30 protein-coding genes and 1 other RNA gene are annotated in these 27000 nt (G+C 29.2%); 19 read left to right on the forward strand and 12 right to left on the reverse strand.

The features are described from left to right. Positions 1–19 precede the first annotated feature (19 nt). From rpoD to rpmA, 9 genes are all read left to right on the forward strand, one after another. Positions 20–1261, forward strand: coding sequence for an RNA polymerase sigma factor RpoD (rpoD, locus tag H5J23_RS06285; RefSeq protein ID WP_023049930.1), 1242 nt, complete (start codon positions 20–22; stop codon positions 1259–1261). Between the two features lie 58 nt (positions 1262–1319). Then, positions 1320–2153: a sigma-70 family RNA polymerase sigma factor gene (locus H5J23_RS06290; RefSeq protein WP_023049931.1), complete on the forward strand. Its 834-nt coding sequence runs from the start codon at positions 1320–1322 to the stop codon at positions 2151–2153. Further along, positions 2150–2938, forward strand: a complete 789-nt coding sequence (locus tag H5J23_RS06295; protein ID WP_185891348.1) for a Nif3-like dinuclear metal center hexameric protein — start codon at positions 2150–2152, stop codon at positions 2936–2938. The genes H5J23_RS06290 and H5J23_RS06295 overlap by 4 nt, the downstream gene beginning before the upstream one ends. A gap of 12 nt (positions 2939–2950) precedes the next feature. Continuing rightward, entirely contained in the window at positions 2951–3514 is a 564-nt protein-coding gene (locus tag H5J23_RS06300; RefSeq protein ID WP_023049933.1) for a hypothetical protein, read from the forward strand. Continuing rightward, positions 3504–3841, forward strand: an RNA gene (rnpB, locus tag H5J23_RS06305) — RNase P RNA component class A. Before H5J23_RS06300 ends, rnpB begins: the two co-directional genes overlap by 11 nt. Before the next feature lie 81 nt (positions 3842–3922). Further along, a complete protein-coding gene (locus H5J23_RS06310) occupies positions 3923–4687 on the forward strand; it encodes a toxin-antitoxin system YwqK family antitoxin (protein ID WP_023049934.1) in 765 nt (254 codons plus the stop codon). A gap of 108 nt (positions 4688–4795) precedes the next feature. Next, positions 4796–5107 (forward strand): 50S ribosomal protein L21, encoded by a 312-nt coding sequence (gene rplU, locus H5J23_RS06315; protein ID WP_023049935.1) that lies wholly within the window; start codon positions 4796–4798, stop codon positions 5105–5107. A gap of 7 nt (positions 5108–5114) precedes the next feature. Continuing rightward, on the forward strand, positions 5115–5450 hold the full coding sequence (locus H5J23_RS06320) for a ribosomal-processing cysteine protease Prp (RefSeq protein WP_023049936.1): 336 nt from the start codon (positions 5115–5117) through the stop codon (positions 5448–5450). Next, positions 5451–5741, forward strand: a complete 291-nt coding sequence (gene rpmA / locus H5J23_RS06325) for a 50S ribosomal protein L27 (protein ID WP_023049937.1) — start codon at positions 5451–5453, stop codon at positions 5739–5741. It abuts the gene before it with no gap. A gap of 58 nt (positions 5742–5799) precedes the next feature. Here rpmA and H5J23_RS06330 read toward each other — a convergent pair whose 3' ends face one another. Together H5J23_RS06330 and lepA are read right to left on the reverse strand one after the other, a co-directional pair. After that, positions 5800–7413, reverse strand: coding sequence for a phosphatidylglycerol lysyltransferase domain-containing protein (locus H5J23_RS06330; RefSeq protein WP_023049938.1), 1614 nt, complete (start codon positions 7411–7413; stop codon positions 5800–5802). A 63-nt stretch (positions 7414–7476) separates the two neighbouring features. Beyond that, positions 7477–9279 (reverse strand): translation elongation factor 4, encoded by a 1803-nt coding sequence (lepA, locus tag H5J23_RS06335; protein WP_023049939.1) that lies wholly within the window; start codon positions 9277–9279, stop codon positions 7477–7479. 146 nt (positions 9280–9425) lie between these two features. Between lepA and H5J23_RS06340 the strand changes: the two genes are divergently transcribed. From H5J23_RS06340 to H5J23_RS06355, 4 genes are read left to right on the forward strand one after another with little or no spacing between them, the layout of a single operon-like run. After that, entirely contained in the window at positions 9426–9881 is a 456-nt protein-coding gene (locus tag H5J23_RS06340; RefSeq protein WP_023049940.1) for a YhcH/YjgK/YiaL family protein, read from the forward strand. 13 nt (positions 9882–9894) lie between these two features. Then, positions 9895–10560: a YoaK family protein gene (locus tag H5J23_RS06345; protein ID WP_185891350.1), complete on the forward strand. Its 666-nt coding sequence runs from the start codon at positions 9895–9897 to the stop codon at positions 10558–10560. A 9-nt stretch (positions 10561–10569) separates the two neighbouring features. Next, positions 10570–10764: a hypothetical protein gene (locus H5J23_RS06350; RefSeq protein WP_023049942.1), complete on the forward strand. Its 195-nt coding sequence runs from the start codon at positions 10570–10572 to the stop codon at positions 10762–10764. Between the two features lie 22 nt (positions 10765–10786). Next, entirely contained in the window at positions 10787–11278 is a 492-nt protein-coding gene (locus H5J23_RS06355; protein WP_185891351.1) for a thioredoxin family protein, read from the forward strand. 3 nt (positions 11279–11281) lie between these two features. Here H5J23_RS06355 and H5J23_RS06360 read toward each other — a convergent pair whose 3' ends face one another. Together H5J23_RS06360 and H5J23_RS06365 are read right to left on the reverse strand one after the other, a co-directional pair. Then, the gene (locus tag H5J23_RS06360) at positions 11282–12805 is read right to left on the reverse strand and encodes an ABC transporter substrate-binding protein (RefSeq protein WP_185891353.1); all 1524 of its coding nucleotides are present in this window, start codon (positions 12803–12805) and stop codon (positions 11282–11284) included. Positions 12806–12824: 19 nt separating this feature from the next. Then, entirely contained in the window at positions 12825–14531 is a 1707-nt protein-coding gene (locus H5J23_RS06365; RefSeq protein WP_185891355.1) for an ABC transporter ATP-binding protein, read from the reverse strand. A 160-nt stretch (positions 14532–14691) separates the two neighbouring features. Here H5J23_RS06365 and H5J23_RS06370 point away from each other — a divergent pair, with 160 nt between their 5' ends. Beyond that, positions 14692–15570, forward strand: a complete 879-nt coding sequence (locus H5J23_RS06370; protein ID WP_023049946.1) for a patatin family protein — start codon at positions 14692–14694, stop codon at positions 15568–15570. Positions 15571–15593: 23 nt separating this feature from the next. On the opposite strand, the gene H5J23_RS06375 is transcribed toward H5J23_RS06370, so the two are convergent. Continuing rightward, positions 15594–16031 carry a hypothetical protein gene (locus H5J23_RS06375; RefSeq protein WP_023049947.1) on the reverse strand — a complete coding sequence of 146 codons (438 nt, stop codon included), beginning with the start codon at positions 16029–16031 and terminating at the stop codon, positions 15594–15596. Between the two features lie 80 nt (positions 16032–16111). Continuing rightward, positions 16112–17248, reverse strand: coding sequence for a M20 family metallopeptidase (locus tag H5J23_RS06380; RefSeq protein WP_185891356.1), 1137 nt, complete (start codon positions 17246–17248; stop codon positions 16112–16114). Positions 17249–17407: 159 nt separating this feature from the next. Here H5J23_RS06380 and H5J23_RS06385 point away from each other — a divergent pair, with 159 nt between their 5' ends. Together H5J23_RS06385 and H5J23_RS06390 are read left to right on the forward strand one after the other, a co-directional pair. After that, a complete protein-coding gene (locus H5J23_RS06385) occupies positions 17408–18922 on the forward strand; it encodes an AbgT family transporter (protein WP_185891358.1) in 1515 nt (504 codons plus the stop codon). A gap of 95 nt (positions 18923–19017) precedes the next feature. Further along, complete coding sequence (locus H5J23_RS06390) at positions 19018–19659, forward strand: hypothetical protein (RefSeq protein WP_185891360.1); 642 nt, start codon at positions 19018–19020, stop codon at positions 19657–19659. A 25-nt stretch (positions 19660–19684) separates the two neighbouring features. On the opposite strand, the gene H5J23_RS06395 is transcribed toward H5J23_RS06390, so the two are convergent. Next, a complete protein-coding gene (locus H5J23_RS06395; RefSeq protein WP_185891361.1) occupies positions 19685–20503 on the reverse strand; it encodes a ZIP family metal transporter in 819 nt (272 codons plus the stop codon). Between the two features lie 140 nt (positions 20504–20643). Here H5J23_RS06395 and H5J23_RS06400 point away from each other — a divergent pair, with 140 nt between their 5' ends. After that, entirely contained in the window at positions 20644–21366 is a 723-nt protein-coding gene (locus H5J23_RS06400) for a DUF305 domain-containing protein (RefSeq protein ID WP_185891363.1), read from the forward strand. Between the two features lie 22 nt (positions 21367–21388). Here H5J23_RS06400 and hcp read toward each other — a convergent pair whose 3' ends face one another. Both hcp and rd read right to left on the reverse strand, forming a co-directional pair. Beyond that, the gene (gene hcp, locus H5J23_RS06405; RefSeq protein WP_185891365.1) at positions 21389–23041 is read right to left on the reverse strand and encodes a hydroxylamine reductase; all 1653 of its coding nucleotides are present in this window, start codon (positions 23039–23041) and stop codon (positions 21389–21391) included. Positions 23042–23118: 77 nt separating this feature from the next. Beyond that, positions 23119–23277, reverse strand: coding sequence for a rubredoxin (gene rd / locus H5J23_RS06410; RefSeq protein WP_023049954.1), 159 nt, complete (start codon positions 23275–23277; stop codon positions 23119–23121). Between the two features lie 150 nt (positions 23278–23427). On the opposite strand from rd, the gene H5J23_RS06415 reads away from it, so the two are divergent. Then, the gene (locus H5J23_RS06415) at positions 23428–24276 is read left to right on the forward strand and encodes a mechanosensitive ion channel family protein (RefSeq protein ID WP_023049955.1); all 849 of its coding nucleotides are present in this window, start codon (positions 23428–23430) and stop codon (positions 24274–24276) included. Positions 24277–24289: 13 nt separating this feature from the next. Next, the gene (locus H5J23_RS06420; RefSeq protein WP_185891367.1) at positions 24290–25510 is read left to right on the forward strand and encodes a chloride channel protein; all 1221 of its coding nucleotides are present in this window, start codon (positions 24290–24292) and stop codon (positions 25508–25510) included. Between the two features lie 10 nt (positions 25511–25520). Here H5J23_RS06420 and H5J23_RS06425 read toward each other — a convergent pair whose 3' ends face one another. From H5J23_RS06425 to H5J23_RS06435, 3 genes are read right to left on the reverse strand one after another with little or no spacing between them, the layout of a single operon-like run. Further along, positions 25521–25904, reverse strand: a complete 384-nt coding sequence (locus H5J23_RS06425; RefSeq protein ID WP_023049957.1) for an ankyrin repeat domain-containing protein — start codon at positions 25902–25904, stop codon at positions 25521–25523. Between the two features lie 23 nt (positions 25905–25927). Beyond that, entirely contained in the window at positions 25928–26185 is a 258-nt protein-coding gene (locus H5J23_RS06430; protein WP_023049958.1) for a hypothetical protein, read from the reverse strand. A gap of 41 nt (positions 26186–26226) precedes the next feature. Continuing rightward, complete coding sequence (locus H5J23_RS06435) at positions 26227–27000, reverse strand: DeoR/GlpR family DNA-binding transcription regulator (RefSeq protein ID WP_023049959.1); 774 nt, start codon at positions 26998–27000, stop codon at positions 26227–26229.

The raw sequence follows: 27000 nt of genomic DNA on the forward strand, positions 1-27000 counted from the left end.
ATAGAGGAGGCTTCAACTAATGAAGGAGTTTATAAAAAATGAAAAGGTTTTAGCTTTATTAAGAAAGGCAATGGAAAATAAAGTAATAAGCTATGAAGAGATTAATAGCCAATTAAGTGCAGATTTTCCGCCAGAAAGAATAGAGTTTTTAATAAATGGAATGACAGAACAGGGAATAAAAATCATTTCCCAAGAAGAAGTAAAGAAACAGGAAAATATTAAGAGAAAAGACGATGGTAGAAAAGATGTAAAAAAAGTTATAACTCCACTATTAAAAAGACCTGTTGTTGAATTAGATGAAGATGAGGATGAAGAAGAAAAAAGTAGCAGTACTGAATATTCAGATGATTTCGATTTTAATCCAGATGAAATTGAAGAGGTAACTGAAGATGATTTAGTAAATGATGATTTATTTAGTATAACTGGTGAAATGGAAGTAGACGAGCCTATAAAGATGTATTTAAGAGAAATCGGACAGATTCCATTATTAACTCATGAAGAAGAGTTAGGATATGCAAAAGCAGCTTTAGAAGGAGACGAATACTCTCAACAACAACTTATTGAAGCAAACCTTAGACTAGTTGTAAGTATAGCTAAAAAACATACAAATAGAGGTTTAAAGTTATTAGACTTAATTCAAGAAGGAAATATAGGATTGATGAAAGCGGTAGAAAAGTTTGAATATAGTAAGGGATATAAATTCTCTACATATGCTACTTGGTGGATAAGACAAGCTATTACAAGAGCAATAGCTGACCAAGGAAGAACAATTCGTATACCAGTTCATATGATAGAAACTATTAATAAAATTAAAAAAGAAGCTAGAATATACCTTCAAGAAACAGGAAAAGATGCTACTCCAGAAGTTTTAGCTGATAGATTAGGAATGGAAGTTGAAAAAATTAAAAGTATTCAAGAGATGAATCAAGATCCAATATCTTTAGAAACTCCAGTTGGAAGTGAAGAGGATAGTGAATTAGGAGATTTCGTAGAAGATAATAAAATGCAAAATCCATATGAATTAACAAATAGAACTTTACTTAGAGAGCAATTAAATGATGTTTTAAAAACTTTAAGTAGCAGAGAAGAGCAAGTTTTAATCTTTAGATACGGATTAAATGATGGTGCACCAAAAACTCTAGAAGAGGTTGGAAAAATATTTAAAGTAACAAGAGAAAGAATCAGACAAATAGAGGTTAAAGCACTTAGAAAATTAAGACATCCAAGTAGAAGAAAGAAACTAGAAGATTTTAAAGTATAAAACAATATGGGGGAGATTTCTATCCCCCATTTTATTATTAACTAAAAAAGGGGACACTATGAAGATAAAAGCATTTGAAAAAGAGATATTAGAAAATTGTATTGATGATAAGGACTTTGTAAAATTTTTAAAAGAGAATTCAAATTTAAAATTAGAATTAGAAACTGTAGATATAAGAAAAGAAGAAAAGGTTGAAGAGAATAGTTATGTAGTAGAAGGGATTGTTGGAGAGTATTTAGAGGAGATCTCTTATATTCAACCACTTTCAAAAGAGGAACTAGAAACTGTTTTAGAAACTTTAGATGAAGAAGAAAGTGCTCATAAATTAATAGAGAGTAATTTAAGAGAAGTTGCAAATATAGCTTTTGATTATTTAATAGCTGGAATTGATTATTTAGATTTAATTCAAGAGGGAAATATTGGAGTAATAAAATCTTTAGAAGAGTATAGACCATCAAATGGAGATATTATAGAGTATATTAAATTATGGGCTAGAAGAGAGATGTTACTATTTGTAGATGAAAAAGTAGAAACAGAAAAGTATATGTATAAAGGATACTTCTCAAAAAGAAAAGAGGAGTTAATAGAGCATGAAATTGTAGCAGAGTTAGAGGAAGAGGATACTGACGAGATTCCTTTAGATGAAAAATCAGAAATAATAGAAGAAAAAATAAATGAAGTTGAAAAACTTGATTATAATTCAGTTCTTAAAAAAATATCTCACTTAGAAGAGGAGATTTTAAAAAGATACTATGGATTAATCGGAGATAAAAGAGAATCTCTATTTGAAATTGAAAATGCATTAGATTTAAAAAGAGGAGAAGGTGAGCAGCTATTTGAAGAAGCTCTAACAAAAATATCTTTAGGAGGAGGAAGAAGTTTAAAGATATGAAGCTAAGTAAAATTATAAATTTTTTAGAAGAGAAATTTCCAACTTCTTTAGCTGAAGATTGGGACAATGTAGGATTATTAATAGGAAAAAGGGATTCGAAAATAACTGGAATTTTATTATCATTAGATTTAACAGAGAGTGTTATTGATAAAGCGATTGAAGCAGGTGCAAATCTAATAATAACGCATCACCCGATAATCTTTACATCTTTGAAAAAGATAACTAATGACACTTTAGCAGGACGAAAAATAATAAAATTAATAGAAAATGGAATTTCAGTATACTCAATGCATACAAATTTAGATTCAGGAAAATCAGGATTAAATGATTTTTTAGGTGAGAATATACTTGGAATGAAAAATGGAAAAATACTTGATCCAATGGAAAGTAATGGAAGAGAGTATGGGATTGGAAGAGTTTATAAACTAGATGAAAGTTTAAGTATAGAAAATTTATCGAATTTATTGAAAGAAAAGTTAAATTTAAATAGTATAAATGTAGTAAGATCAAAAGAAGAAAGAGAGATAAAAAAAATCTCTTTAGTCAGTGGGGCAGGGGCGTCTTATTGGAGAAAAGCTAAAAAATTAGGAGCACAAGTTCTAATTACAGGAGATATAAAATATCATGAAGCTATGGATGCAAGAGAGGAAAATTTTACTTTGATTGATATAGGTCATTTTGAAAGTGAGTGGATATTTTCAAACTTGTTGGAAAGTTTATTGAAAAAAGAGTTTGAAATAGAAATTTCAATATACAATGATGGCCCAATATTTCAAAAAATGTAAGGAGAACATAGGATGCTAAAAAAAGTTATGGTAGGTTCATTGATATTTTCTACTTTGGTCCTTGGAAAAATAAATGATTATAGAAATGTTTTTTCAGAAGATGATAAATCAAATTTATTGACAGTTGTAGAAACTTTCCAAGAAAAAACAGGAGATAAACTTTATCTGAATACTTTAGAAGAAAATGAAGGTTTTGAGGCAGATGAACAAGAGAAAACAGTTATTGTAAATTTAATAAAAAATAATGAAAATGATGTTTTAAAGGTACAATTAAAAATTTCACAGGATTTAAATCCTGAAGATATGGCTTCAGATTTATCGTTATTATTAACAAATGTGGAAGAGTATGTAGGTGAAAAAAATGAGACTCTGATAGCAACAAATCTAGTTGAGGGGTTACAAGAGATATTTGTAGCAACATCTGATTCTCAAGAGAATAGTAAAGATTTAGAACAGATGTCACTAGGTACTAAGGTATTTTTAGGAATTTTGTTGACATTTTTAGTATTATCTATTAGAATAATACAGGTAAAAAGAAAAAAGAAAAAATACAAGTTAAAAAGTGATAGGTATTAGAGTTAATCGCTTGCGTTAGCAAGAGGAAAGTCCGGGCTCCACAGAGCGAAAAGGGTAGCTAACGGCTACTAAAGGAAACTTTAAGGAAAGTGCCACAGAAAATAGACCGCTACATTTTGTAGTAAGGGTGAAAAGGCGGTGTAAGAGACCACCAGTTCTTTAGGAGACTAAAGAAGCTAGGTAAACCCCCTTTGGAGCAAGACTAAATAGGAGAGAATAGGGGCTGCTCGTCCTCTCTCAGGGTAAGTTGCTTGAAGCTATAAGCAATTATAGCTCTAGATAAATGATTGACAAATACAAAACCCGGCTTATTTAATGCCTATCAATAATAAACAACTGAGTCAAGAAATTTTATATAAATTCCTTGGCTTTATTTTTTATATAAAATCTTATTAGGAGAAAATTGTTATGAAAAAGATGAAAATAGCAATAGGAGTAATATTATTAGCACTAGTAGGGTGTACTCCTTTAGAAAAGAAAATAAGTGATGAGGAAAGAATTTTATTGCCATCAGTTCCAAAGCAAGCTTATGATGTAAGTATATCAACTATGCCAGAAGGTGAATTTATACCTCAAACAGATATAATTCATACAGGTCAAAACGTAGCTTTAGCAGAAAATGCAGTTACAGAGATTACTTTAAATGGAATAGATCAAGTAAATATAGCAAAAAAACAAGTTAGAAATAAATTAGCTTATAATGGGAATTCAACTGTACCTTTTACAGGGACATTTGCAGCAGTAGTCGGTGTTCATAAACACTATACTGAAGACTATAGAGATGGAAAATTAAGTGGTTATAAGATTTGGTATTCTGAAGCAGGAAGAGTAGGATTAAAAGAGCCTTATGCAAATGGAGTTAAAAATGGAGTTCAAGAAACATATTATAGAAATACAGGAAATATTCGTTCAAGAATAACATATTCAGGTGGAAGAATATCTGGACCAGCAACTTGGTATGACAATACAGGAAAAATATTACATCAAGAGGATTTTAAAGGTGGAAATGGAGAATGGATTGCATACTGGGATAATGGAAAAGTTAGAGAGAAAGGTAGATTAGCAGGTGGACTTCAAAATGGAGAATGGAGAAGTTATACACCAAAAGGTGAATTAGAAAAAATTACAAATTACAGAAATGGATCTCCTTTATCACAAGAGTGGTTAAAATAAATTAGTTGACAAAATACATAAAAAATGATATGATTAACAGTAGATTAAGCTTGGATAAGGTCGTCAGCAACCGAATCTAGCGATCTTTATACTTTTGGAGGTGTTAGAATGTACGCAGTTATAAAAACTGGAGGAAAACAGTACAAAGTTGCAGTAGGTGAAGTATTAAGAGTTGAAAAACTAAATGCTGAGGTTAACACAACTGTAGAATTAACAGAGGTTCTTTTAGTATCAAACAATGGAGAGGTTAAAGTTGGAACTCCTGTTGTTGAAGGTGCTAAAGTAGTTGCAGAGGTTGTTGCTCAAGGTAAAGGAGCTAAAGTTGTTAACTTCAAATACAAGCCAAAGACTGGATATCACAGAAAGAAAGGTCATAGACAACTTTTCACTGAGATCAAAGTTACTGCAATCAATGCATAATTAATTTATGACAAAGATTGAAATTTTAAAAAAAAATGGTAAAGTAGTTAGATACAGAGCCAATGGTCATGCTGAATACGCTGAGTACGGGCAAGATATTGTTTGTGCCGCAATTTCCATGGCAATGCAATTTCCGTTAGGAGGATTGCAAGAGATTTTGGATATTACTCCGAAATTTGAAATTGACTCCGATGGGTACTTAGACGTTGATATGAGGGGAATGGATTTTTCTAACAAAGAAAAAGAGGTTCATGTATTATTAGATACAATGGTATTGATGTTGAAAGAACTATCTAAGGGTTATCCTAAACACATAAAGCTTGTAGAGAAGGAGGAAATTTAGATGCTATTTACATTAAATATACAATTATTTGCGAAGAAAAAAGGACAAGGTTCTGTTAAGAACGGAAGAGATTCTAATCCAAATTACCTTGGAGTTAAAAAGTATGATGGAGAGGTTGTAAAAGCTGGAAACATCATCGTTAGACAAAGAGGAAACAAATTCCACGCTGGAAACAACATGGGATGTGGAAAAGATCATACTCTATTCGCATTAATCGATGGATACGTAAAGTTCGAGAGATTAGGAAGAGACAAGAAGCAAGTTTCAGTTTACGCTGAGAAAGCTAACTAAGATTTTAAAGGAGAGATTGACAATCTCTCCTTTTTTTCATAGTTATATATTTGTTAAATTATTTTTTACTAAATATACCAAGAATTCCTCCAGAGATTAAAAGAGCAATATCTTTTAATAAAGAAGCCAGATTAAAATGACCAGAATATGCTAAATATTTAGATTCCCATTGAGGTGCAAATTTATCTTTAAATTGTTTTAACCCTTCAAAATTATAGAAGTTTCCACCATGATTAAATAGAAATACACTAAGTTTATTCCATAGTGGAGCTAGTTCACCACCATATATTCCAGCAAGTGGAGCCATTCCTAAACTAAAACGTTCATATTCATTTTCTTTTGACCAGTTTATTATTTTTATAAATAAATATTCCATAGTTCCAGATGGAGCAGATTCAATATATCTCATTAAATCAATAGCAACTTCATTTTTATTTTCAGTACTTAATAAATTAGAAAAAGCAATTAATTCATTATTTTCATTATATAAAAGTGCTATTTTAAAATTTCTAAGATAATCTAAATTAAAACTTCCTAAAGAAAAACTTTTTTCTTTTGCTTTTTTATTTTTTAACCAATTATTAGAAACTTCTTCTAGTTCAGTTTCAATACCTTCAATAGAATCAATAACTTTAAAAGTAAAGTTCAATTTCTCAAATTTGTTAAAAGTGTATCTAATTTTTTTGTATAAAGGTGTTGAGATATCATAATCCTTAAGATTAACAACAGCTTCTTCACCAATTTTAATTATTTTTAGACCAAGCTCTAAATATTCAGAAAGATGTTCTTTGGAAATTTCATAAAAAGCTATATTTTTTCCACTTTGCTTTCCAATTCGATAGAAATCTTGTATAATTTCACGAAAGTGTTTTTTATCGCCAATGGGGTCTCCCATAGAGATAAGATTTCCATTAGTGTTTCCATACATAATAAAAGAGTCTTTACCCTTATCAAAGAGAATTGATTTATCAGGTAATAATGATAGAGAAGCGTAGCTATTATCACTTGACTTAATTATTTTCTTTATTTCATTTATAACTTTAGAACTTGGTATTTTTTCTACACTTAATACAGTATTAAAAAAATTAAAAACTAAAAAAATACAAAATATAGATAGAGATATAAAACTGTTCCTTAAAAATATAGTATAATGTCTATTTAAAACTAGATGCCACCAAACTTCCTTTTTATATTCTACTGTTTTAAAGGAATAAAATCCAAAAAAGATACTGAGTAAAATAACAAGTAGAGTGAATAATACCCACTTTATAGATAATCGATCTTTTAAAATTGAAGATTTTCTATAAAATCGATCTTTAGATGGAACTAATAAAATTAAAATAAAGCTGAAAAAAGCTGCTTCTAAATAATTAAATCCTTTAAAAAAACTAAAAAATATTGCAAAGATAAAAGCAATAATAGAAAGGTAGTAGGCACTATCTAATCGTCTATAGATTCCGTAAGCTAATATAAGAAGAAAGGTTCCAATTATATTAGATGAAAGATGAGATAAAGTTATAATATCTCCAGGTAAAACAGAGTAGATAAACTTAATATACCTTATATCAAATTTTGATGAGTTTGAAAATATAATAAGTGTTCCAGATAAAAAGATTAAAATACTTAAAATGTCAGGAAAAATCCTTTTTAAAATAAAGTGTAACTGTTTCATAAATATAAAATCCCTCCTCTAATAAACAAAAGGTGAGCTAGCTAGCTCACCTAAAATTATAAATTAATCATTAAGTTTAAGAACAGATACGAATGCCTCTTGTGGAATCTCTACGTTTCCAATTTGTTTCATTCTTTTCTTTCCTTCTTTTTGCTTCTCTAAAAGCTTTTTCTTTCTAGAAATATCTCCACCATAACACTTAGCAAGAACGTTCTTTCTATAAGCTTTAATAGTTTCTCTAGCTATTATTTTAGCTCCTAATGCAGCTTGAATAGGTACTTCGAATTGTTGTCTAGGAATAATTTCCTTTAATTTTTCACAAATAGCTCTTCCTCTTGATGCAGCGTGATCAGTGTGAGCAATAAATGAGAATGCATCAACAACATTTCCTGAAACAAGAATATCTACTTTAACAAGAGTAGACTCTTTATAACCAATCATCTCATATTCAAATGAAGCATATCCCTTAGTTCTAGATTTTAACTTATCGTAGAAGTCAATAACAATCTCTGCAAGAGGTAACTCATATATTACCATTGTTCTGTTATCATCTATGTACTTCATATCAATGTAAGTTCCTCTTTTTTCCTGACAAAGTTCCATAACGTTTCCTACATAATCTTTAGGAGTAAGGATACTTCCTTTTATATATGGTTCTTCAACACAGAATTTAGCTCTTCCACCTTCAGGGAAATCACAAGGGTTATCGATAACATAAGTTTCTTTTCCTTCTAGAGTAATTCTATACTCAACTGAAGGAGAAGTAGAGATTAAATCTATATCATATTCTCTTCTAAGTCTTTCAACAATAATTTCCATGTGTAGTAATCCTAAGAATCCACATCTAAATCCAAATCCTAGAGCAAGAGATGTCTCAGGGATGAATGTTAAAGATGCATCATTTAATTGAAGTTTTTCTAAAGCTTCTCTTAAATCCTCGTAATCATCAGTAGATATTGGATATAATCCAGCAAATACCATTGATTGAGCAGCTCTAAATCCTTCTAAAGGTTCAGCACAAGGTCTTTTAGCATGAGTAATAGTATCTCCTACTTGAGTATCTTGAATAGTTTTAATACCAGTTATGATATATCCAACAGATCCAGAACTTAATTCAGGTTGCTCTTTTTTAGTTGGAGCAAAAATACCACATTCAAGAACATCAAATTCTTTTCCAGTTGACCAAATTTTAATTTTATCTCCCTTTTTAATAGAACCATCAAGAACTTTAACATAAGTTATAACTCCACGATAGTCGTCAAATAAAGAGTCAAAAATCATAGCTCTTAAAGGAGCTTCTTCATCAAAAGTTGGAGCAGGAACTCTTTCAACAATAGCTTCTAAAAGCTCTTCAATTCCAATTCCAGCTTTAGCTGAAACTAAAACAGCGTTATCTGCAGGTAATCCAATAATATCCTCAATTTCATTTTTAACTTTATCTACATCAGCAGCAGGTAAGTCAATTTTGTTAATAACAGGTACAATCTCAAGGTTATTCTCAAGAGCTAAGTAAACGTTAGCTAGAGTTTGAGCTTCTACACCTTGAGCAGCATCTACAACTAGAAGAGCTCCTTCACATGCAGATAGCGAACGAGAAACTTCATATATAAAGTCAACGTGTCCTGGAGTATCAATAAGATTTAATTCATACTCATTTCCATCTTTAGCAGTATATTTTAAAGTAACAGCCTGAGCTTTTATCGTAATTCCCTTTTCTCTTTCTAACTCCATTGAATCAAGAAGTTGTTCTTTCATTTCTCTTTCAGTAACAGTTCCAGTAGCTTGAAGTAGTCTATCAGCTACAGTTGATTTACCGTGATCTATATGTGCTATAATTGAAAAGTTTCTTTTAAATTTTTGTAACACAATATCCTCCTCTAAATATATTTCTTCACACTATATTATAAAAGAATTATCAAAAAAAATCAATCTAAATTAAATAATAGCTTGACTTTATGAAGGTTTTTAGAATATCATTAAAGAAGAATATAAAAAAATAAGGGGGATTAATAATGATCTTTGGACAAATGAATGAATTAAAGTTTTATAAGGGAATTTCTAGTGGTCTAGATATGGCTATAGAGGCTATTGAAAACGGAAGTTATATAAATGGGGTAGTAGGAAAAAATGAATTAGATGGAGATAATGTATTTTTTAATCTTCAAGAGTGCAAAACTAAAGTTTTAGAAGAGTGTTTCTTTGAGGGGCATAAAAAATATATAGATATTCATGTAGTAATTGATGGCGAAGAGGGAATTGGTTACTCTTTAAAAGACTCACTAAAAGAAAAAACTGAATATAATGAAGAGAGTGATTTTCAAGTTTTAGAGGGAACTGAAGAGTACAGATTAAACATGACTAAGGATAACTTTCTAATAGTTTTCCCAGATGAGCCTCATATGCCATTAATTGCAAAAAATAATGAGCCTAAAGAACTAAAGAAAGTAGTATTTAAGATAAAGTACTAAGAAGAAGGAAGAAATGGAACAAATTAATAATAAACTGTTTTTATGGATAAGTTTGCTGGCTTTTTTAGGTGGAGGTATGAATGCCTTTGCAATATTGGAATTTTCTCTAACTGCAAGCCATATAACGGGAAGCGTAACAAGAATCTCAACTGATTTAGCATACTATAATATACCCCATTTGAAAATAATGCTAGGATTAGTGGTAGCATTTTTTACTGGAGCGATAGTTTCAGGTATTATTATTGGATCAGGAAGAGATTTTGAACTTAGAAAAAGATATGGAGATACTTTCATATTTATTGGAGTACTATTAAAACTTTTAGATATATATTTATATGCTGAAGTTTTATTTGTATTTATTCTTGCCTTTTCTTTAGGTTTACAAAATGGTCTATTTATACGTTATAGAGGTATGGTAATTAGAACTACTCATATGACTGGAACAGTAACAGATTTAGGTGTTGTAATAGGGCATTATTTAAGAGGAAATAGAGAGATAACATGGAAAATGAAATATTATGCTATGAATATACTTTCTTTTATAACTGGAGGTCTTTTAGTAGGATTAGGACTAAAGTATTTAGGAAGAGATATTATAAACTATATGTCTATAGCTTATATTTTAAGTGGAGCTTATTATTTCTTATTAAGAGATAGATATTATAAAATGAAAAGGTAGGAGAGGAAAATGGAAAGATATTTTATAACAATAGAGGAAAAAAAAGAGGTAGTAGAAAAGTATCCAACTCTTGAGTGTGAAAACTCAATAGGAATGATGATAGATGACTATATGTCTATAAAGTGTAAAGTTTTATCAGGAACATGTACTTATAGATTAGGACAAAAGAATGAGTATAAAAATTGCAAAATACTAAATAAATAGTAGAAAATATGGGGTGAGATTAATGGATATGAAAACTCTTTATTCAGCAGGAATGAATTTTGATGCTTTTATGGGAACAGGAATAAAAAGTGAAAGAGATAGAATTCCTAAGAATTATTCAAGAATAACTATGACTGAAGATGAAATCAATATTGTAAAAAATATTGAAAAAAAAATAAACTTCTTAGTTTCAGGAGAGCCATGGTGCATGGACTTTCAATTAAATGTAACTGTATTGAAAAAGTTTTGTGAGTTAAATCCAAATTTTGATATGGCTATTATAACTAAAGCTAGAGGAGAGAAATTTTTAAAACCTTTAATGGAAGTAGAGGAGTTTAAAGTTCCTTTTATTGTTCCATTAACAGAGGAGTTTGAAGTTTATGGAGATATTTTTGTAGAGAGACCAAAAGAGATTAAAAAGTTTGTTTATGAAGATGTAAAAATGGACTATTTAAAAGGTCAATATTTAAACGAAACTATTAAAGATTTAATAGAGATGATAACTAAAAAGTAGATGTTATTTAACATCTACTTTTTTCATATCTTCATAATAGTTTCTCATACTTGCTTTGTTATATTGGAAATTATGAATTTTATTACTGATTCCAATTCCATCAATTTTATAAACTAATGGAACTATTGGATTTTCATCTAAAATAATCTCTTGAACATTTTTATAATATATTTTTCTCTTTTCTATGTCAGTAGTAGTACGAGCTAAATCAATCTCTTTATCTAAAATTGGATTACTATAAAAAGATCTATTTCCTTCAGCTCCAATTGAGTTTGAATGGAATAGAGTAGTAACTACAGTATCAATATCACTAACACCTAAAATCCATGTAGTTAAAAGAATATCATGAGCACCCTCTGAAGTTTTCTTTAGAAATGTTCCCCACTCAACAATTTCAATATTTGATTCGATTCCAATCTCTTTTAAATTAGCTTGTATAATTTGAGCTATTTGAACTCTTACTATATTTTCACTTGTCCAAATTTTAAAAATTGGAAGTTTTTTTTCTTTAGTTTCATTGGCAATAATCTCTTTCACTTTTTTTATATCGTTATCTATTGGTTTTAAATTTTGGTAACTTCCAAAAATATTTGGATTTATTGGAGAGGTTGCAATAGAGCCTCTATTTAGAAATATAGCTTCTAAAATTCCAGCTTTATCAATAGCCATATGAATGGCTTTTCGAATATTTTTATTATCTAAACCATCTTTTTGAACATTTAAAACCATTAACTCTGTCGTTGTTGTAGTTTTATGAAGCAGATTCAGATTGGGATTTTTTTCTACAATTTGAAAATCAATGGGAGATATAGCATAAATAATATCAACCTCACCAGTTTCTAAAGCAGCTAAACGACTAGTATTTTCAGTGATTATTTTAAAAACTAGGCCATTATTTTTAGGTGCTCCTTTAAAATAATCTTTAAAACTACTCATAACAATTTTATCACCATCTCCCCAATTGGTAACCATATAAGGACCAGTACCAATTGGATTTAATGCAACGTTATTTCCAGCCATTACGTAATTTTTATTCATAATAGCAGCTATAGGAAGAGTTAAATTAGCTAAAAATGGTGCTGACGGTTCATGTAAAGTTATAAGAACTTTATCATCTGACGTTTTAGCAACTGATTTAATATCTTTTAATATAACTCTACTTCCAGGTTTCTCCATCATTCTCTCTAAACTAAAAATGACATCATCTGTTGTCAATATATCACCATTATGAAACTTAACTTTTTTTCTAATAGTAAATAAGATCTCTGTAGGAGAGAGATAGACAAAACTTTCAGCTAATTCAGGTATAGGAGTTCCCTTATCATCAAGAGTAACTAAAGTATTGAAAATATGTTCTGTGATACCAAGAGTTGGAAACTCATTAAATGTGTGTGGATCTAATGATTTAGGTTTTGAACCCTGTGCTACAGTAATAATATTATTATTATTACTAAAGGAAATATTAAATACAAATATAAAGTTTATAGCAAGTAGCAAAGTAAAATATTTTTGAATAAATTTTCTCATAATTCTCCTTTAAATAATATTATTGTAAGATGCCTAAGTGTAGATTGTAATAAAACCCTTTATTATTAATTAATTCATCATGAGTTCCTGCTTCAACAATACCATCGTCTGTTAAAACGACTATAGTATCAGCATTTTTAACAGTGGATAATCTGTGAGCAACAACTATAGTTGTACGGTTCTTAGAAAGTTCATCTAAAGATTCTTGAATAAGTTGTTCAGTTATATTGTCTAAAGCAGATGTAGCTTCGTCTAGTATTAAAATTGGTGGATTTTTTAAGAAGATTCTTCCAATAGCAATTCTTTGCTTTTGACCACCAGAAAGTTTTACTCCTCTTTCTCCAACTTCCGTATTATAACCATCTGGTAATGTTTCAATGAAGTCATGAATATTAGCTTTTTTAGCAGCTTCAATAATCTCTTCATCAGTGGCATCGGGCTTTCCAATAGTTAAATTCTCTTTAATACTTCCAGTGAAAAGAAATGGATCTTGTTGAACTATTCCAATATTTTTTCTTAATGAATCAATTTTAAAATTATAGATACTTTGTGAATCAATTTTGATATCTCCACTATCTATATCATAGAATCTAGGAATTAAATTACAAATAGTAGTTTTTCCACCACCAGAAGGTCCTACAAGAGCTAAAGTTTCACCAGCTTTTATGTTAAGGGAAAAATCTTTTAAAATATTTTTTTTATCATGACTAAAATAGATATTTTCAAATTTAATATTACCTCTAACATCTTTTAACTCTTTAGCACCTGCGGAATCCTTTTCAATATCCTCGTCTAACATCTCTTTGAAACGTTTAAATCCACTCATACCATTTTGATACTGCTCAACAAAACCAACAAGTCTTTTTATAGGTTGACTAAAAATTCTAATATATAAAAGATAAGCTAAAAAATCACCAAAATTAATTTTACCTTGATATGTAAAAATAGCTCCAAAAACTAATACAAGATAATCTAACATATCTGTAAGAAAAGTCATTCCTGAAACATATTCAGCCATAACTTTATATGCACCTTCACGAGCTGTCTTAAACTCTACATTACTTTTTTTAAATTTTTCTAATTCATCATTTTTATTAACAAAAGCTTTAGAAACTCTAATTCCACTAATACTATTTTGTAAAGTTGAATTAATAGCTCCAATTTTTTCACGTGTTTCTAAAAACGCATCAGACATTCTTTGTCTTCTATTAATAGTGAACCAAACTATAAATGGAATAACTGAAAAAACTATAAGTGTTAGCGGAATATTGATATTTAAAAGAAGGAAAAAAGAACCAAAAATCATGATGACTGATATAAAAAGATCTTCAGGTCCATGGTGAGCAAGTTCAGAAACTTCTTGTAAATCATTTACAATTCGAGACATAATACTTCCAGTTTGAGTATTATCAAAATATTTAATTGGGAAATTTTGAAGTTTTGTGTAAACATCTTTTCTCATATCTCCTTGCATTCGAACACCTACTACATGTCCCCAATAATTCATAAAGTAATTACAAATAAGTTTTATGATATATATCCCAAAAAGTGTAATTGCTAAAATTAAAATGCTTCGGTAGTTTTTATTGGGAATATAGTTATTTACAGCAACTCTACTTAGCATAGGATAGATTAAATCACAAACAGAAACGGTAATAGCCGCAAGTAAATCTAGAAAAAATAGTTTTTTATAAGGTTTATAATAACTTATAAATTTTTTTATCATACATGACCCCCTCGATGAGTTTTATTATAATTTTAAAAGAAAAAAAGTTAAAAGTCAAAGAATATTAAAACTCATAGAAAAATAAAATATAAAGAAAGAAAATATCTGAATTAAAAGTACAATATAGTGAATATTAGTTTGTGCTTTAGGAGGATTTTTTATGGATAATATAGGATTAGTTTTAGAAGGTGGAGGGTTAAGAGGAGCTTATACATCTGGAATTTTAGATTATTTTTTATCTAAACAGTTGCATTTTAAATATACAATTGGAGTTTCAGCAGGTGCAATTTATTCAGCATCTTATGCTTCGAGACAGAAAAGAAGAAATATTGATATTATTTTAAAATATTTAAATGATGAAAGATATATGGGATATAAATATTTAATAAAAAATGGAAGTTATATAAATGTAGATTTTGCATATAGAAAAATGACCTATGAGCTAGCACCTTTTGATTTTGAAACATTTTATAATTGTGATTTAGAATTTAAAGTGGGAGCATTTAATTGCATAAAAGGAAGAACAGAATTTTTTTCTAAAAAAGATTTTAAAGGAACAGATGATCTTTTAGAATCTCTAATTGCATCAGGAAGTTTACCATTTTTTTCTAAAGAGACAACAATAAATGAGAAGATATATTTAGATGGTGGAATAGCTTCACCAATTCCAATAGCTCAGTCAATATTAGATGGAAATAGTAAAAATGTTGTTATTTTAACAGAGGATGAAGGATATAAAAAAGAGCCTTTAAAATTACAGCCACTAATAAAATTGTATTATAGAAAATATCCTAAAGTAGCAGAAGCATTAATAAAACGTCATTTAGTTTATAATAGAACTTTAAAAGATATACAAGAGCTGGAAAATAAAGGAGATGTTTTTGTTTTTAGGCCTAGTGAGATAGTGGTCGTAGATAGATTAGAAAGAGATTTAAATAAAATTAAAGCCCTTTATAATTTAGGTTTAAAAGATGCAAAAGAAAATTATGAGAGATTATTAAATTGGATGAATAATAAAAATGAAGAGAGCCAAGAGTAGGCTCTCTTCATTTTTAAATATTATTATTGTTTTGCAGGTGTTGTAGTAGGAGTAGCTTTCATCATCTCATACTGATTCTTCATCATTTCAGTCTGCATTTTAGCTCTAATCTCTCCAATCTCTTTATTAAGTTTTTCAACTTTATTCCAATCAACTTTGTCATCTAACATTGCTTTTTTTATATCTAGCTGTTTTTGCTCAATATCAATCATATTTTTTTGCATCTCAGGTGTTGCATACATCATATTACTTTTCATCATTTTTTTGTCACTTTTCCAACCAGGCATCTGTGTCATATTTTGCATCATATTATTGCATGTAGGACAATTATTATTTTGAGATTGCATCATAGGCATATCATTCATTGTATTTTGTTGAACATGATCTTGATGATTATCATGTGATGCAGCAAAAGTAAAAGCTGAAATAATAAAAGAACATACTAAAACATATTTTTTCATGAAAAAAACCTCCTAAATAATACATAATATAGTTATGTTCTATTATTAAAAATAACTTAAAGACTTCCTTTAAAATAGAGTTAAATTGCGTTATTTTCTTGAAGTAAATTTTTAAAGAATTCAACACCGTGTATTAAAGCTTCATTTTCAAAATCAAATCGATTGTTATGAAGAGCACAAACATGTCCTTTTTCTTCATCTCTAATACCAACTAATGCCAATAATCCAGGAGTTCCATTTTGCGAATAAAAAGAGAAATCTTCAGATCCACTTAAAGAGATATCAGTAAAAACTTTTTTATCTTTTAAAGCTTTTAGAGCTTTTTCAAAAAGATTAGAATCGTTAACCACTGGTGGATAAAAAGGTTGAAATTTCATATCAATTTTTACATCAAAAGCTAGTTCAAACCCTTTATTAATATGCTCCATTCTTTCTTGGATAAAAGGTATTAAAGATATATTTTCAAGTCTAATAGTTCCAAGCATATTAACAGTTCCAGGAATAATATTTCTAACTGTACCAGCATGGAAAGCTCCAATTGTAAGTAAAAAATGCTCATAAGATGGTATATTTCTAGATTTAATTGATTGATAGGCTTCTACTAATTTAGCTCCAATTAGTATTGAATCAATACCTTTATGAGGTTGAGCACCATGACACCCTTTTCCAGTTAAAACAATATCTAAATTTATATTTTGAAGAGATACAAAACCAGATTTTACAGCGAACTCTCCAACTTTAATCTCAGGATATACATGTAAAGCGTATATAGCTTCTATATTTTTAGATTTGTAGTACTCATCAGCTACAATAAATCTAGCTCCACCAGCTCCCTCTTCACCAGCTTGAAATATAAAAACTAAAGATTTTTTTAATTTTGTTCCTTTAGATATTAAAAGTTTAATCTCCTGAATAAAAGTTAAAAGCATGGCTGTATGTCCATCATGCCCACATGCGTGCATCATACCTGGAGTTTTAGATTTAAAAGGATTAGTGCTTTCTTCAGTTAATGGCAAAGCATCAATATCAGCTCTAAAAGCGATACATTTCTCACTTTCTCCTGGAATAAAGGCAACAGTACTTGTTCCAACACAATGGTACTCTATCTTTTCTTTATCTAAAACCTCTCTAATATATTCAGCAGTTTTAAATTCGTTTAATGCTATTTCTGGTATCGTGTGTAGATAGTTTCGATGAGTATTTAAATTATTTAACATATAATCACTCCCCTAGAATTGTTACTTAAATTAATACCATATTTTTTGTACTTTTGTCACATTTATTTTATCAATACTTTAGATACAAATAATATAATTGTGTTATCAGAACTCTTGAGGTACACTTGTCTAAATTAAATGATAGTAGGAGGGGAGTTAATGGAAAAAGTAAATGAAAGAAAAAAACATGGTATCTTAGATTGGATAGAAAAGGTTGGAAATAAAATTCCACATCCATTTATGCTTTTTTTCTTTTTAAGTGTTTTTATTATTTTACTATCTTGGGGATTAAATTATTTAGACGTTGGTGTAATAGACCCTGTTAAAAATGAAGTTGTAAAAGTAAAAAATTTACTTTCTAGTGAGGGTATAAATTTCATGTTACAAAATACAATAAAGAATTTTACAGGATTTTCACCTCTAGGTTTAGTTTTAGTTATGACTTTGGGAATTGGATTAGCTGAGCATGTTGGTTTAGTATCAGCTTTTATGAGAAATACTATTCTTAATAGTTCTCCAAAGGTTATTACGTTTATGATTATGTTAATTGGTATTTGTGGAAATATAGCATCAGATGCAGCTATTGTTGTAGTTCCTGTAATATCAGCTTTTATATTCTGCTCTTTAGGAAAGCATCCTCTAGCTGGAATAGCTGTAGGTTATGCTGCAACAACAGCTGGTTTTAGTGCAAATCTAATTGTAGCAGGAACAGATGCTCTATTAGCTGGAATTTCAACAGAAGCTATGAAAATTGTAAATCCAAATATAACTGTTTCAGTTGTGGATAACTGGTATTTTATGGGAGTATCTACATTTTTATTAGCAATAGTAGGAACAGTTGTAACTGAGAAAATTATAGAACCTAGATTAGGAAAATATACAGGTAAAAAGATAATTGAAAGAGAGGCAGTTAATCAAGTAGAAAAAAAAGCACTAAAAAAAGCAGGAATCTATGTGAGTATGTATATTCTGTTTTTAGTAGCAATTGTTTATCCTAAAAATAGTTTTTTAAGAAATCCAACAACAGGTTCTCTTTTAAATTCACCACTATTAAATGCAATAATTCCACTATTATTGATACTTTTTCTAATAGCAGGAATAACTTATGGAAAGGGCGTTGGAAAGATAAAAGATATGTCAGATATTCCTAAATACATGACTTTAGGAATAAAAGATATGTCTAGTTATATTGTTTTAGTTTTTATGATTGGTCAATTTATAGCATATTTTAACTGGAGTAAACTTGGATTTGTTTTAGCTGTAGAGGGTGCAGATTTACTAAAAAATCTTAACTTAAGAGGAATACCTTTATTTGTGATGTTTATATTACTTTCGGCATTTATAAATCTTTTTATTGGAAGTGGATCAGCTAAATGGGCTTTATTAGCTCCAATATTTATACCTATGTTTTATATGTTAGGTTATAATCCTGCTTTAACTCAGATGCTTTATAGAATAGGTGACTCTACAACTAATGTAATATCACCTCTATTTCCATATATGCCAATAGTTCTTGGTTTAGCTCAGGAGTATGAAGAGGACTCAGGAGTAGGAACTGTGATATCTTTGATGCTTCCATATACTATAGCTATGTTAATAATGTGGATTATTATGGCTATTATTTGGATATACTTAGGGATACCATTAGGCCCAGGTGCTCCAATAGATATTTAAATAAATTTGTAAAAATTATATTAATTTCAAAGAATTTAACTTCTCTTTTGGTAGTATATAACAAAGATTATATAAAATTAAAAGGAGATAAAAAGATGAAAATTATTTTAATTGTCTTATCTATGATGTTATCAATTACATCTTTTTCTGCAGAGGAAACAAATAATTTAAATACGAATGCTCCAACAATTGAAAATGTATCAGTATCTAATATGGCCAACGAACAGTTTATTCAAAATGTTATGGGAAATCTAGGAGAGGACTCGGAGAATATGGAGAAAATGAATGAGATTGGTGAATTAGTGGATGCTGAAGTTCAAAAGGAAAAACCAGACTGGACTAAAGTTGAAGATTTGTATAATGAATTATCAATGTATACGAATAAAATGGCAGTAAATATGATGAGAACCCTAAAAGAGGGTGGACTTGATAAAAGTGAACCAAATTTTGAAGAGGAAATAAATAACGAATTAATGTCAGATATGGTTTTAGATGATGATGTATCATCAAATTCTATGGATGAAAAAGAGGTTATGAAAGCCATAAAAAAAGGGATGTCAGATAGAGAGCTTGAAAGAATGGAATACTTGAGTTCTAAAATAGCAAAAGAGATAGAGAGACCAAAACCAGATTGGGATCAGGTAGAAAAAGATTATAATGAGTTATCTAAATATACAAATAAAGTGACGGTTATAATAATGAAAGTAGAAAAAGATAAAAATGGAGCTCAGAAGTAGCTCCATTTTTTTATTATTAAACTATTTAACCTAATGCCACATCTAAAAACATCATTAGAGCAAAACCAAACATAACTCCGATAGTTCCTGAATCATCATGACGAATCTCTTTAGCAGTTGGAATAAGTTCTTCTGCTACAACGTATATCATAGCACCAGCAGCAAAAGCAAGTGCATAAGGAAGTAAAAAAGTCATTTTAATAACAAAAATAGCACCGATAACACCAGCTATTGGTTCAACAATACCAGAAGCCTGTCCATAGAAGAAGGCTTTTCTTCTACTCATTCCATCTCTTCTTAAAGGAATAGAAACAGCGGCTCCTTCTGGAAAATTTTGAAGACCTATACCAATAGCTAAAGCCATTGCAGAAACCAGTGTAGATGAAGATTCAGGTCCAGTTACAGCTAAAGCACCAAAAGCGACACCAACAGCTAATCCTTCAGGAATATTGTGAAGAGTTATAGCTAAAACTAAAAGAATACTTCTTCTCCATTTTGTAGAAATTCCTTCTGCATTTGATATAGGTTGATTTTGATGAAGATGAGGTAAAAATTTATCAATAGACCAAAGAAAAATACCACCAAAAAGAAAACCTATAACAGCTGGTTTCCATCCAGGTAAACCTATACTTTCTGCTAATTCAATGGCAGGATTCAATAGTGACCAAAAAGAAGCTGCAATCATAACACCAGAAGCGAATCCGAGCATTCCATTTAATACTTTTTGATTTATAGTCTTAAAGAAAAATACCATAGCAGCTCCAAGCATTGTTACAAAATATGTAAATAAAGTGGCCAAAAGAGCCTGTAAAACAGGATCTAAATTTTTTAAAAATTCATACATAAAAAATCCTCCTCAGTTGCTTAATGTAGTACTTAACTTACTTTTACAAGTTTATTATAAAAATCCTTTAAAATTAAAAAGGAATTCTATGGGTTTCATTTAATAATAAATCACAGACTTTAGTACAAGGAGGTTTGAAAATGGATTTTAAAAATATAAATATAATGGTAGGAATTGCAGCTTTGTTTTCAACAGTTTCTTTAAATTCGTACAGTAATGACTTAAATGACAGCCATCTACAAAAGATGTTAAACTATGAGATAAAATCAGATAGTAAAATATATACAGTACTTACACCTTTAAAGGATGTTATTCCACAAAACTTAAAAGGGTTTAAGGAGTATGATGAATATGCTCATAGCCTCATGATGTCAAATAGTTCGCAAGTGTTTTTAACAAAAGACGTTGGAAATAATTTTGTAATATATATGATACCTCATCATGAAGCTGCAATAATATCAAGTATAGGTGTTTTGAAATATACTCAAAATACAGAAGTTAAAAATTTAGCTGATAGAATAGTTCGTGCTCAAGAAAAAGAGGTTGAGTTTATGCAAAAACTATTAGAATCAGGAGAGTTAAGAGGAAATGATAACGAAAAGTTTCTTCCTAAAATGAAGAAGATAATGATGAAAATGATGAAAAGTATGAAATCTTATGATGGACAAGCAAATAATGCTAAAGAGATAACAAAAAGCTATTTACAAAATATGATTATTCATCATGAAGGAGCTGTAAGTATGGCTAAAGAGTATTTGAAGTTTGGAAAAAATAAAGAACTGATAAAAATGTCCAATGGAATTATTTTGAGCCAAGATGAAGAGATAAAAGAGATGAAACAGATATTAAAAAAGGCAAATTAAACATTTGCCTTTTTTTTAATTATTAAAAATTTTTTAAATCATCTTGTACATTACTAATTGTTCCTAAATTAAAGTTATCAATTAGAACTTGAAGAACATTAGAACTTAAAAATGCAGGAATAGTAGGACCTACATGAATATTTTTAAATCCAAGATATAGTAAAGATAGGAGAACCAAAACAGCTTTTTGCTCATACCATGCAATATTAAATACTATTGGTAAATCATTTACATCATCTAACTCAAAAACATCTTTTAATTTGAGTGCAATAACAGCTAGAGAATAACAGTCATTACATTGCCCAGCATCTAAAACTCTAGGGATACCACAAATATCTCCTAAGTCTAATTTATTATATCTGTATTTAGCACAACCTGCTGTAAGTATTACAGAATCTTTAGGCAGAGCTAAAGCAAATTCAGTATAATATTTTCTGTCTTGCATTCTAGCGTCACAACCACCCATGACATAGAATTTTTTTATTGCTCCAGATTTAACAGCATCAACAATTTTATCAGCTAAAGCTAAAACTTGATTATGAGCAAAACCAGCAATAATTTCACCATGTTCAATTTCAACAGGCGGTTTACACGCTTTTGCCTTTTCAATAATTTCACTAAAATCTTTAAATCCATCTTCATCAGCAAGAATATGTTCACATCCTTCCATACCAGCAGAGTTTGTAGTATAAACTCTTTCAAGATATTCAGCTAGAGTTCCTCTAGGAGGTACTAAACAGTTACTTGTAAATAAAACAGGACCATTAAAATCAACAAATTCTTTTGTTTGATGCCACCAAGACCCACCGTAGTTACCTACAAGGTTATCATATTTTTTAAAAAATGGATATGCATGACCAGGAAGCATTTCAGAGTGAGTGTAAACATCAACACCAGTACCTTTAGTTTGCTCTAAAAGCATTTCTAAATCTTTTAGATCATGTCCAGATATTAAGATTCCAGGCTTATTTCTAACTCCAATATTGATTTTAGTTATTTCAGGATGTCCATATGATGTTGTGTTAGCTTTATCTAAAAGAGCCATAGCATCAACACCCACTTTACCAACATTTAAAACCATTTGAACTAATGCTTCAATAGATAAAGAATCATCATCGACATTAGCTAGTGTTTCTTCGATAAATCTATATATAGAAACATCCTCATATCCTAAATTAAAAGCATGCTCAACATAAGCACACATTCCTTTTAATCCATATATGATAGTTTCTCTTAAAGAACGAATATCTTCATTTTCAGTTCTCAATACACCAACTTTTTCAGCATAATCTAAAAGTGAATCATCTGAGCTAAGATCAGTTGGGCAATTGATATATTTTGCATATTTTTCAGGAACAGAGATTTTATTATTTAAAAGCTCTATTTCTAAAGCAGTTCTGTAAGCTTCTCCAGTTTCAATCTCCCTTATAATAGCTTCATCGTGAAAGTTAGCATTGGTAATTGTAACAAAAAGAGCATTTACAACCCATCGGTGCAAGTCGTTAGTTATAGGAATTTTATCATTTAAAAGTTCAATATAAGCAGAAACAGTTTTAGCCATATGTATTAATAAATCTTGTAAATTAGCAGTTTCAGAGGCTTTACCACAAACCCCTCTAACAGTACATCCTTTATTCATAGCAGTTTCTTGACATTGAAAACAAAACATAGACATAGACAACCTCCTAAATTTTTTTTATATTTTTAAAAGTAAAAAAAACTGAGGTATTAAAAAGTACCCCAGTAAAAAAATTATTCTTTTTCAAACTCGTCTTTTCCAGCACCACAGATAGGGCAAACCCAATCTTCAGGAACAGCTTCCCAGGCAGTACCTGCCGCAACTCCATTATCAGGATCTCCTGTAGCAGGGTCATAAATCCAGTCACAAACTTTACATCTCCATTTTTCCATAAAAAATACCTCCTATGCTAGTTAATGTATCTGTGATATTTTTACAAAAAAATTATAGATTTCCTTTTAAATTTATAAAAAAATTAAAGGATATATTTATTGAATCTATAATATAAATTATAGAGAAAGTATATTTTAGGAGGAAGTAATATGGAAACAGTTAATAGTTTACTACAAATAAAAAATAGTTCAGGGGAGCCATTGCTACAGACACTGGGTCATGATGCAATTGAATTTTTAATTAGAACATTTGTTTTTATAATTATATTGTATTTAGGTTCATATTTTACGAAAAAAGTTGATAAATATATAGATAAAATTCCAGTAGTTAATCAGGATATTAATACAAAGCAGTTTACTAAATCAGTTACAAAATTAGGATTAAATGTAATGTTTTTTTTGATAGGATTATTAGCATTTGGTTTTAGTGAAGCATCAATAGCTACTATGATCAGTGCCATTGGTTTAGGTGTAGGTATCTCTTTAAAAGAGTTTCTATCAAATTTAGCTGGTGGAGTAGTGCTATTTTTTACAAGACCTTTTAGTATAGGAAATTTCATAAAAATAAATGGTGTAATGGGAGAGGTTGCTAAAATAGAGGTGTTTTCAACATATATAACTAGTTTAGATGGAAGAAGAGTTATAGTTCCAAATAATGTAATGATTAGCGGAAATATTATAAACTATGATGCAAATCTTTTTAGACGTATAAAATTAATGCTATCAGTATCTTATGATTCTGATATGAAAAAAGTAATTAGTATATTGGAGAATATAGCAAATACCTATGAAGGATTAAATAGAGATAGGGAAAACTTTATACATACAATGGAGTATGGAGATTCAAGTATAAATATTCTATTTATGGTTTGGACTCCAACAAATGGTTACTATAAAGTTAGAGGAGAGTTAATGGCATATATTTTAGAAGTATTTAACAAAGAGGGAGTAAATGTTCCATTTAATATTTTAGATGTAAATGTAACTGAAAGTAAATAGAGAGGAGGAAAAGATGAAAGACAGAATAGTTAGAGCTCTATTTTTTTCAGGTTTTTCAATTATAACAGGATTAATAGTGGGATTTATAGATGTATTTTTTTCAAAAGGGTTGATATTAGCAGCAAATCTACGAGTGGAATATTTTAATAAATTAATTATTTTTTTACCTTTTGTGGGAGTTTCAATGATATTTTTATATAAAAAATATGGAAAGGGTTCTTTAAAAGGAATGGGCTATGTATTCGAAGCAGCACATATGGAAAATGTAATTATTCCTAAAAGATTAATTCCATTTTCTATTATATCAACATGGGCGACTCATCTTTTTGGAGGTTCAGCTGGGAGAGAGGGAGTAGCAGTACAAATAGGTGCAACGGTAGCAAATACAATAACAAGATATGTAGAGAAAAAAATAAAGTTAAATATAGATGATTTAAAAAAAATCCTTATTTCAACAGGGATATCAGCTGGATTTTCAGGACTTTTTGGAACTCCGTTTGCTGCAACAATATTTTCTTTAGAGATTTTAAATATGGGCGTTGTTGAATACAAAGCTTTGTTTCCAGCATTTTTAGCAGCGTATACAGCTTTTGGTGTATCAGAGTATTTTGAGATGAAGCATTTCCATTTCTTAATAGAGGAGTTTCCTAAAAATGATATGAGAGATATAACAATGTTTTTAATGGCGACGTTTATATTTGCAGTTGCAGGGTATTGCTTTGCTTTTTTCTTAAAAAATTTTAAAAAGAATAAATATATGGTTGGTTTAGATCCTATAAAAAAAATATTTTTTGGAGGAATAATATTAGGCTTTTTAATTTGGTTAGTTTATGGAGGGAGATATAGTGGATTAGGAACTAATCTAATTGATATAGCTTTTTCAAAGGAGCAGTTATATTCATATGATTGGATATTGAAGATGTTCTTTACTATATTCACTTTAGGAATAGGATTTCAAGGGGGAGAGGTCACACCAATTTTTGCTATAGGAGCATGTTTAGGAGGAGTATTAGGAGGTTGGTTTGGTATTCCTGTGGAGTTTTTAGCAGCAATTGGATATTGTGCTGTATTTGCATCTTCTACAAATACATTTTTAGCCTCATTTTTAATAGGAATAGAGATATTTGGTTATAATATGGCAGGCTATCTTTTTGTAGCTTGTGCAATGGCTTACCTATTTAGTGGAGAGTTAAGCATATATGAAGGACAAAAAAAAGAGCATTTAAAAATATAAATGCTCTTTTTTATTTTAAAGTTTCAATAATGTTATCTATATCATCGAAACTCATATTATTTTTAAGGTATATAGCGTATTCTAAAGATGTCATTCCCCAACTATTTTTAATATCTAAATTGGCACCATTTTCTTTTAAAAAATTTACCATTTGTAAATCTTTATTAAAAATGGCAAGATTAATAGGTGTATTACCTTGTAGTGGTTCTTGGATATTAATATCTGCATTATAATCTAAAAATAGTTTAACAATATTAGTATCTTTTAATAAAACAGCTTTATGTATAGGATATCTGTACTCACCACTTCTGTCATTAACATCGATTCCATCTTCTAATTTAACTTTTAATTTCTCTAAATCTCCATTTTTTAATGCATTTTTAAATTCAATCATAAAATCCCCCTTAATCAGTAAAACTATTCAGAACAAACACAAGGATAATTTGGTGTAGGTTCATCACTTAAGTATTCTTTAATTTTTTCAATTCCAACGTAGTTAGTAACACTTTCCCAATCTTCAACTACTAAAGTAGGTGCAGCAGTAACATTAAGTTTTTGTGCTAGATCTTTAGCTTCAGTCAAATCATAGATAGCTAAATCATGTCTATTATTGAATAAACTTTTAACTACATCACAACTATCACAATTTTTAAGTACAAACAGTGTTTTTTTCATAATAGTCTACCTCCGTTATTTAATAAAAAAATTATAACACATTAATAGAGATTTATATTAAAATTTTTAACTAAATTTTTTAAAAAATTATTCTCTGGATTTACTGATACAATGAAGTTAACTTGATTTAAGTCACAAACTTTATAAAATTTAGAAGTATCGAACTTTTCATCTGTAACTAAAAAAACATTTTCTAAAGAGTGCTTTAAAGCAGTTTTAGTAACCAATGCTTCATCATGATTGTGTGAAGTAACACCATTTTTTAAAGATAAACCATCTAAGGTTAAAAATGCTTTATCAAAAAAATAGTTACTAATATCTAGAGATGTTTTAACTCCAGATGTTGATAAAAGATTTAGTTTAACCTCTCCACCAATTAGAAATATAGAGTGAGTATGGTCAATACTACTGAAAAAATTTACAAACTCATTGATAACAGAGAGAGAAACAGTAACAATTTTAAGATTTTTTTTATTTTTTAAATAAGGAATCATTTTAGAAATTGTAGTTCCAGCATCTAAAAAGATTGAATCACCATCATTGATAAGGGAAACACCTTTTTTAGCTAAAATATTCTTCTCGTTAGAAAAAAGTTCATTTCTTAAACTATAACTTTCATCAACTATGTTAGAGGAGCTTTTTAGGGCTCCTCCATAAACTTTTCTAATCTCACTATTTTCATTTATAATATCTTCTAAATCTTTTCTGATAGTTTCCATAGTCACACTATATCTTTTTGCAAGCTCTTTAACATAAACTATATTTTTAATATTTATTTCATCTAAGATAAGTTGTCTACGCTCTTCCATTAACAT

This window comes from Cetobacterium sp. 2G large, assembly GCF_014250655.1.
GTDB classification, from domain to species: domain Bacteria; phylum Fusobacteriota; class Fusobacteriia; order Fusobacteriales; family Fusobacteriaceae; genus Cetobacterium_A; species Cetobacterium_A somerae.

Coding starts and splice junctions, on each gene's coding strand:
- rpoD (WP_023049930.1), top strand. CDS start 20: ATGAAGGAGTTTATAAAAAATGAAAAGGTTTTAGCTTTATTAAGAAAG.
- H5J23_RS06290 (WP_023049931.1), top strand. CDS start 1,320: ATGAAGATAAAAGCATTTGAAAAAGAGATATTAGAAAATTGTATTGAT.
- H5J23_RS06295 (WP_185891348.1), top strand. CDS start 2,150: ATGAAGCTAAGTAAAATTATAAATTTTTTAGAAGAGAAATTTCCAACT.
- H5J23_RS06300 (WP_023049933.1), top strand. CDS start 2,951: ATGCTAAAAAAAGTTATGGTAGGTTCATTGATATTTTCTACTTTGGTC.
- H5J23_RS06310 (WP_023049934.1), top strand. CDS start 3,923: ATGAAAAAGATGAAAATAGCAATAGGAGTAATATTATTAGCACTAGTA.
- rplU (WP_023049935.1), top strand. CDS start 4,796: ATGTACGCAGTTATAAAAACTGGAGGAAAACAGTACAAAGTTGCAGTA.
- H5J23_RS06320 (WP_023049936.1), top strand. CDS start 5,115: ATGACAAAGATTGAAATTTTAAAAAAAAATGGTAAAGTAGTTAGATAC.
- rpmA (WP_023049937.1), top strand. CDS start 5,451: ATGCTATTTACATTAAATATACAATTATTTGCGAAGAAAAAAGGACAA.
- H5J23_RS06330 (WP_023049938.1), bottom strand. CDS start 7,413: ATGAAACAGTTACACTTTATTTTAAAAAGGATTTTTCCTGACATTTTA.
- H5J23_RS06340 (WP_023049940.1), top strand. CDS start 9,426: ATGATCTTTGGACAAATGAATGAATTAAAGTTTTATAAGGGAATTTCT.
- H5J23_RS06345 (WP_185891350.1), top strand. CDS start 9,895: ATGGAACAAATTAATAATAAACTGTTTTTATGGATAAGTTTGCTGGCT.
- H5J23_RS06350 (WP_023049942.1), top strand. CDS start 10,570: ATGGAAAGATATTTTATAACAATAGAGGAAAAAAAAGAGGTAGTAGAA.
- H5J23_RS06355 (WP_185891351.1), top strand. CDS start 10,787: ATGGATATGAAAACTCTTTATTCAGCAGGAATGAATTTTGATGCTTTT.
- H5J23_RS06360 (WP_185891353.1), bottom strand. CDS start 12,805: ATGAGAAAATTTATTCAAAAATATTTTACTTTGCTACTTGCTATAAAC.
- H5J23_RS06365 (WP_185891355.1), bottom strand. CDS start 14,531: ATGATAAAAAAATTTATAAGTTATTATAAACCTTATAAAAAACTATTT.
- H5J23_RS06370 (WP_023049946.1), top strand. CDS start 14,692: ATGGATAATATAGGATTAGTTTTAGAAGGTGGAGGGTTAAGAGGAGCT.
- H5J23_RS06375 (WP_023049947.1), bottom strand. CDS start 16,031: ATGAAAAAATATGTTTTAGTATGTTCTTTTATTATTTCAGCTTTTACT.
- H5J23_RS06380 (WP_185891356.1), bottom strand. CDS start 17,248: ATGTTAAATAATTTAAATACTCATCGAAACTATCTACACACGATACCA.
- H5J23_RS06385 (WP_185891358.1), top strand. CDS start 17,408: ATGGAAAAAGTAAATGAAAGAAAAAAACATGGTATCTTAGATTGGATA.
- H5J23_RS06390 (WP_185891360.1), top strand. CDS start 19,018: ATGAAAATTATTTTAATTGTCTTATCTATGATGTTATCAATTACATCT.
- H5J23_RS06395 (WP_185891361.1), bottom strand. CDS start 20,503: ATGTATGAATTTTTAAAAAATTTAGATCCTGTTTTACAGGCTCTTTTG.
- H5J23_RS06400 (WP_185891363.1), top strand. CDS start 20,644: ATGGATTTTAAAAATATAAATATAATGGTAGGAATTGCAGCTTTGTTT.
- hcp (WP_185891365.1), bottom strand. CDS start 23,041: ATGTCTATGTTTTGTTTTCAATGTCAAGAAACTGCTATGAATAAAGGA.
- rd (WP_023049954.1), bottom strand. CDS start 23,277: ATGGAAAAATGGAGATGTAAAGTTTGTGACTGGATTTATGACCCTGCT.
- H5J23_RS06415 (WP_023049955.1), top strand. CDS start 23,428: ATGGAAACAGTTAATAGTTTACTACAAATAAAAAATAGTTCAGGGGAG.
- H5J23_RS06420 (WP_185891367.1), top strand. CDS start 24,290: ATGAAAGACAGAATAGTTAGAGCTCTATTTTTTTCAGGTTTTTCAATT.
- H5J23_RS06425 (WP_023049957.1), bottom strand. CDS start 25,904: ATGATTGAATTTAAAAATGCATTAAAAAATGGAGATTTAGAGAAATTA.
- H5J23_RS06430 (WP_023049958.1), bottom strand. CDS start 26,185: ATGAAAAAAACACTGTTTGTACTTAAAAATTGTGATAGTTGTGATGTA.
- H5J23_RS06435 (WP_023049959.1), bottom strand. CDS start 27,000: ATGTTAATGGAAGAGCGTAGACAACTTATCTTAGATGAAATAAATATT.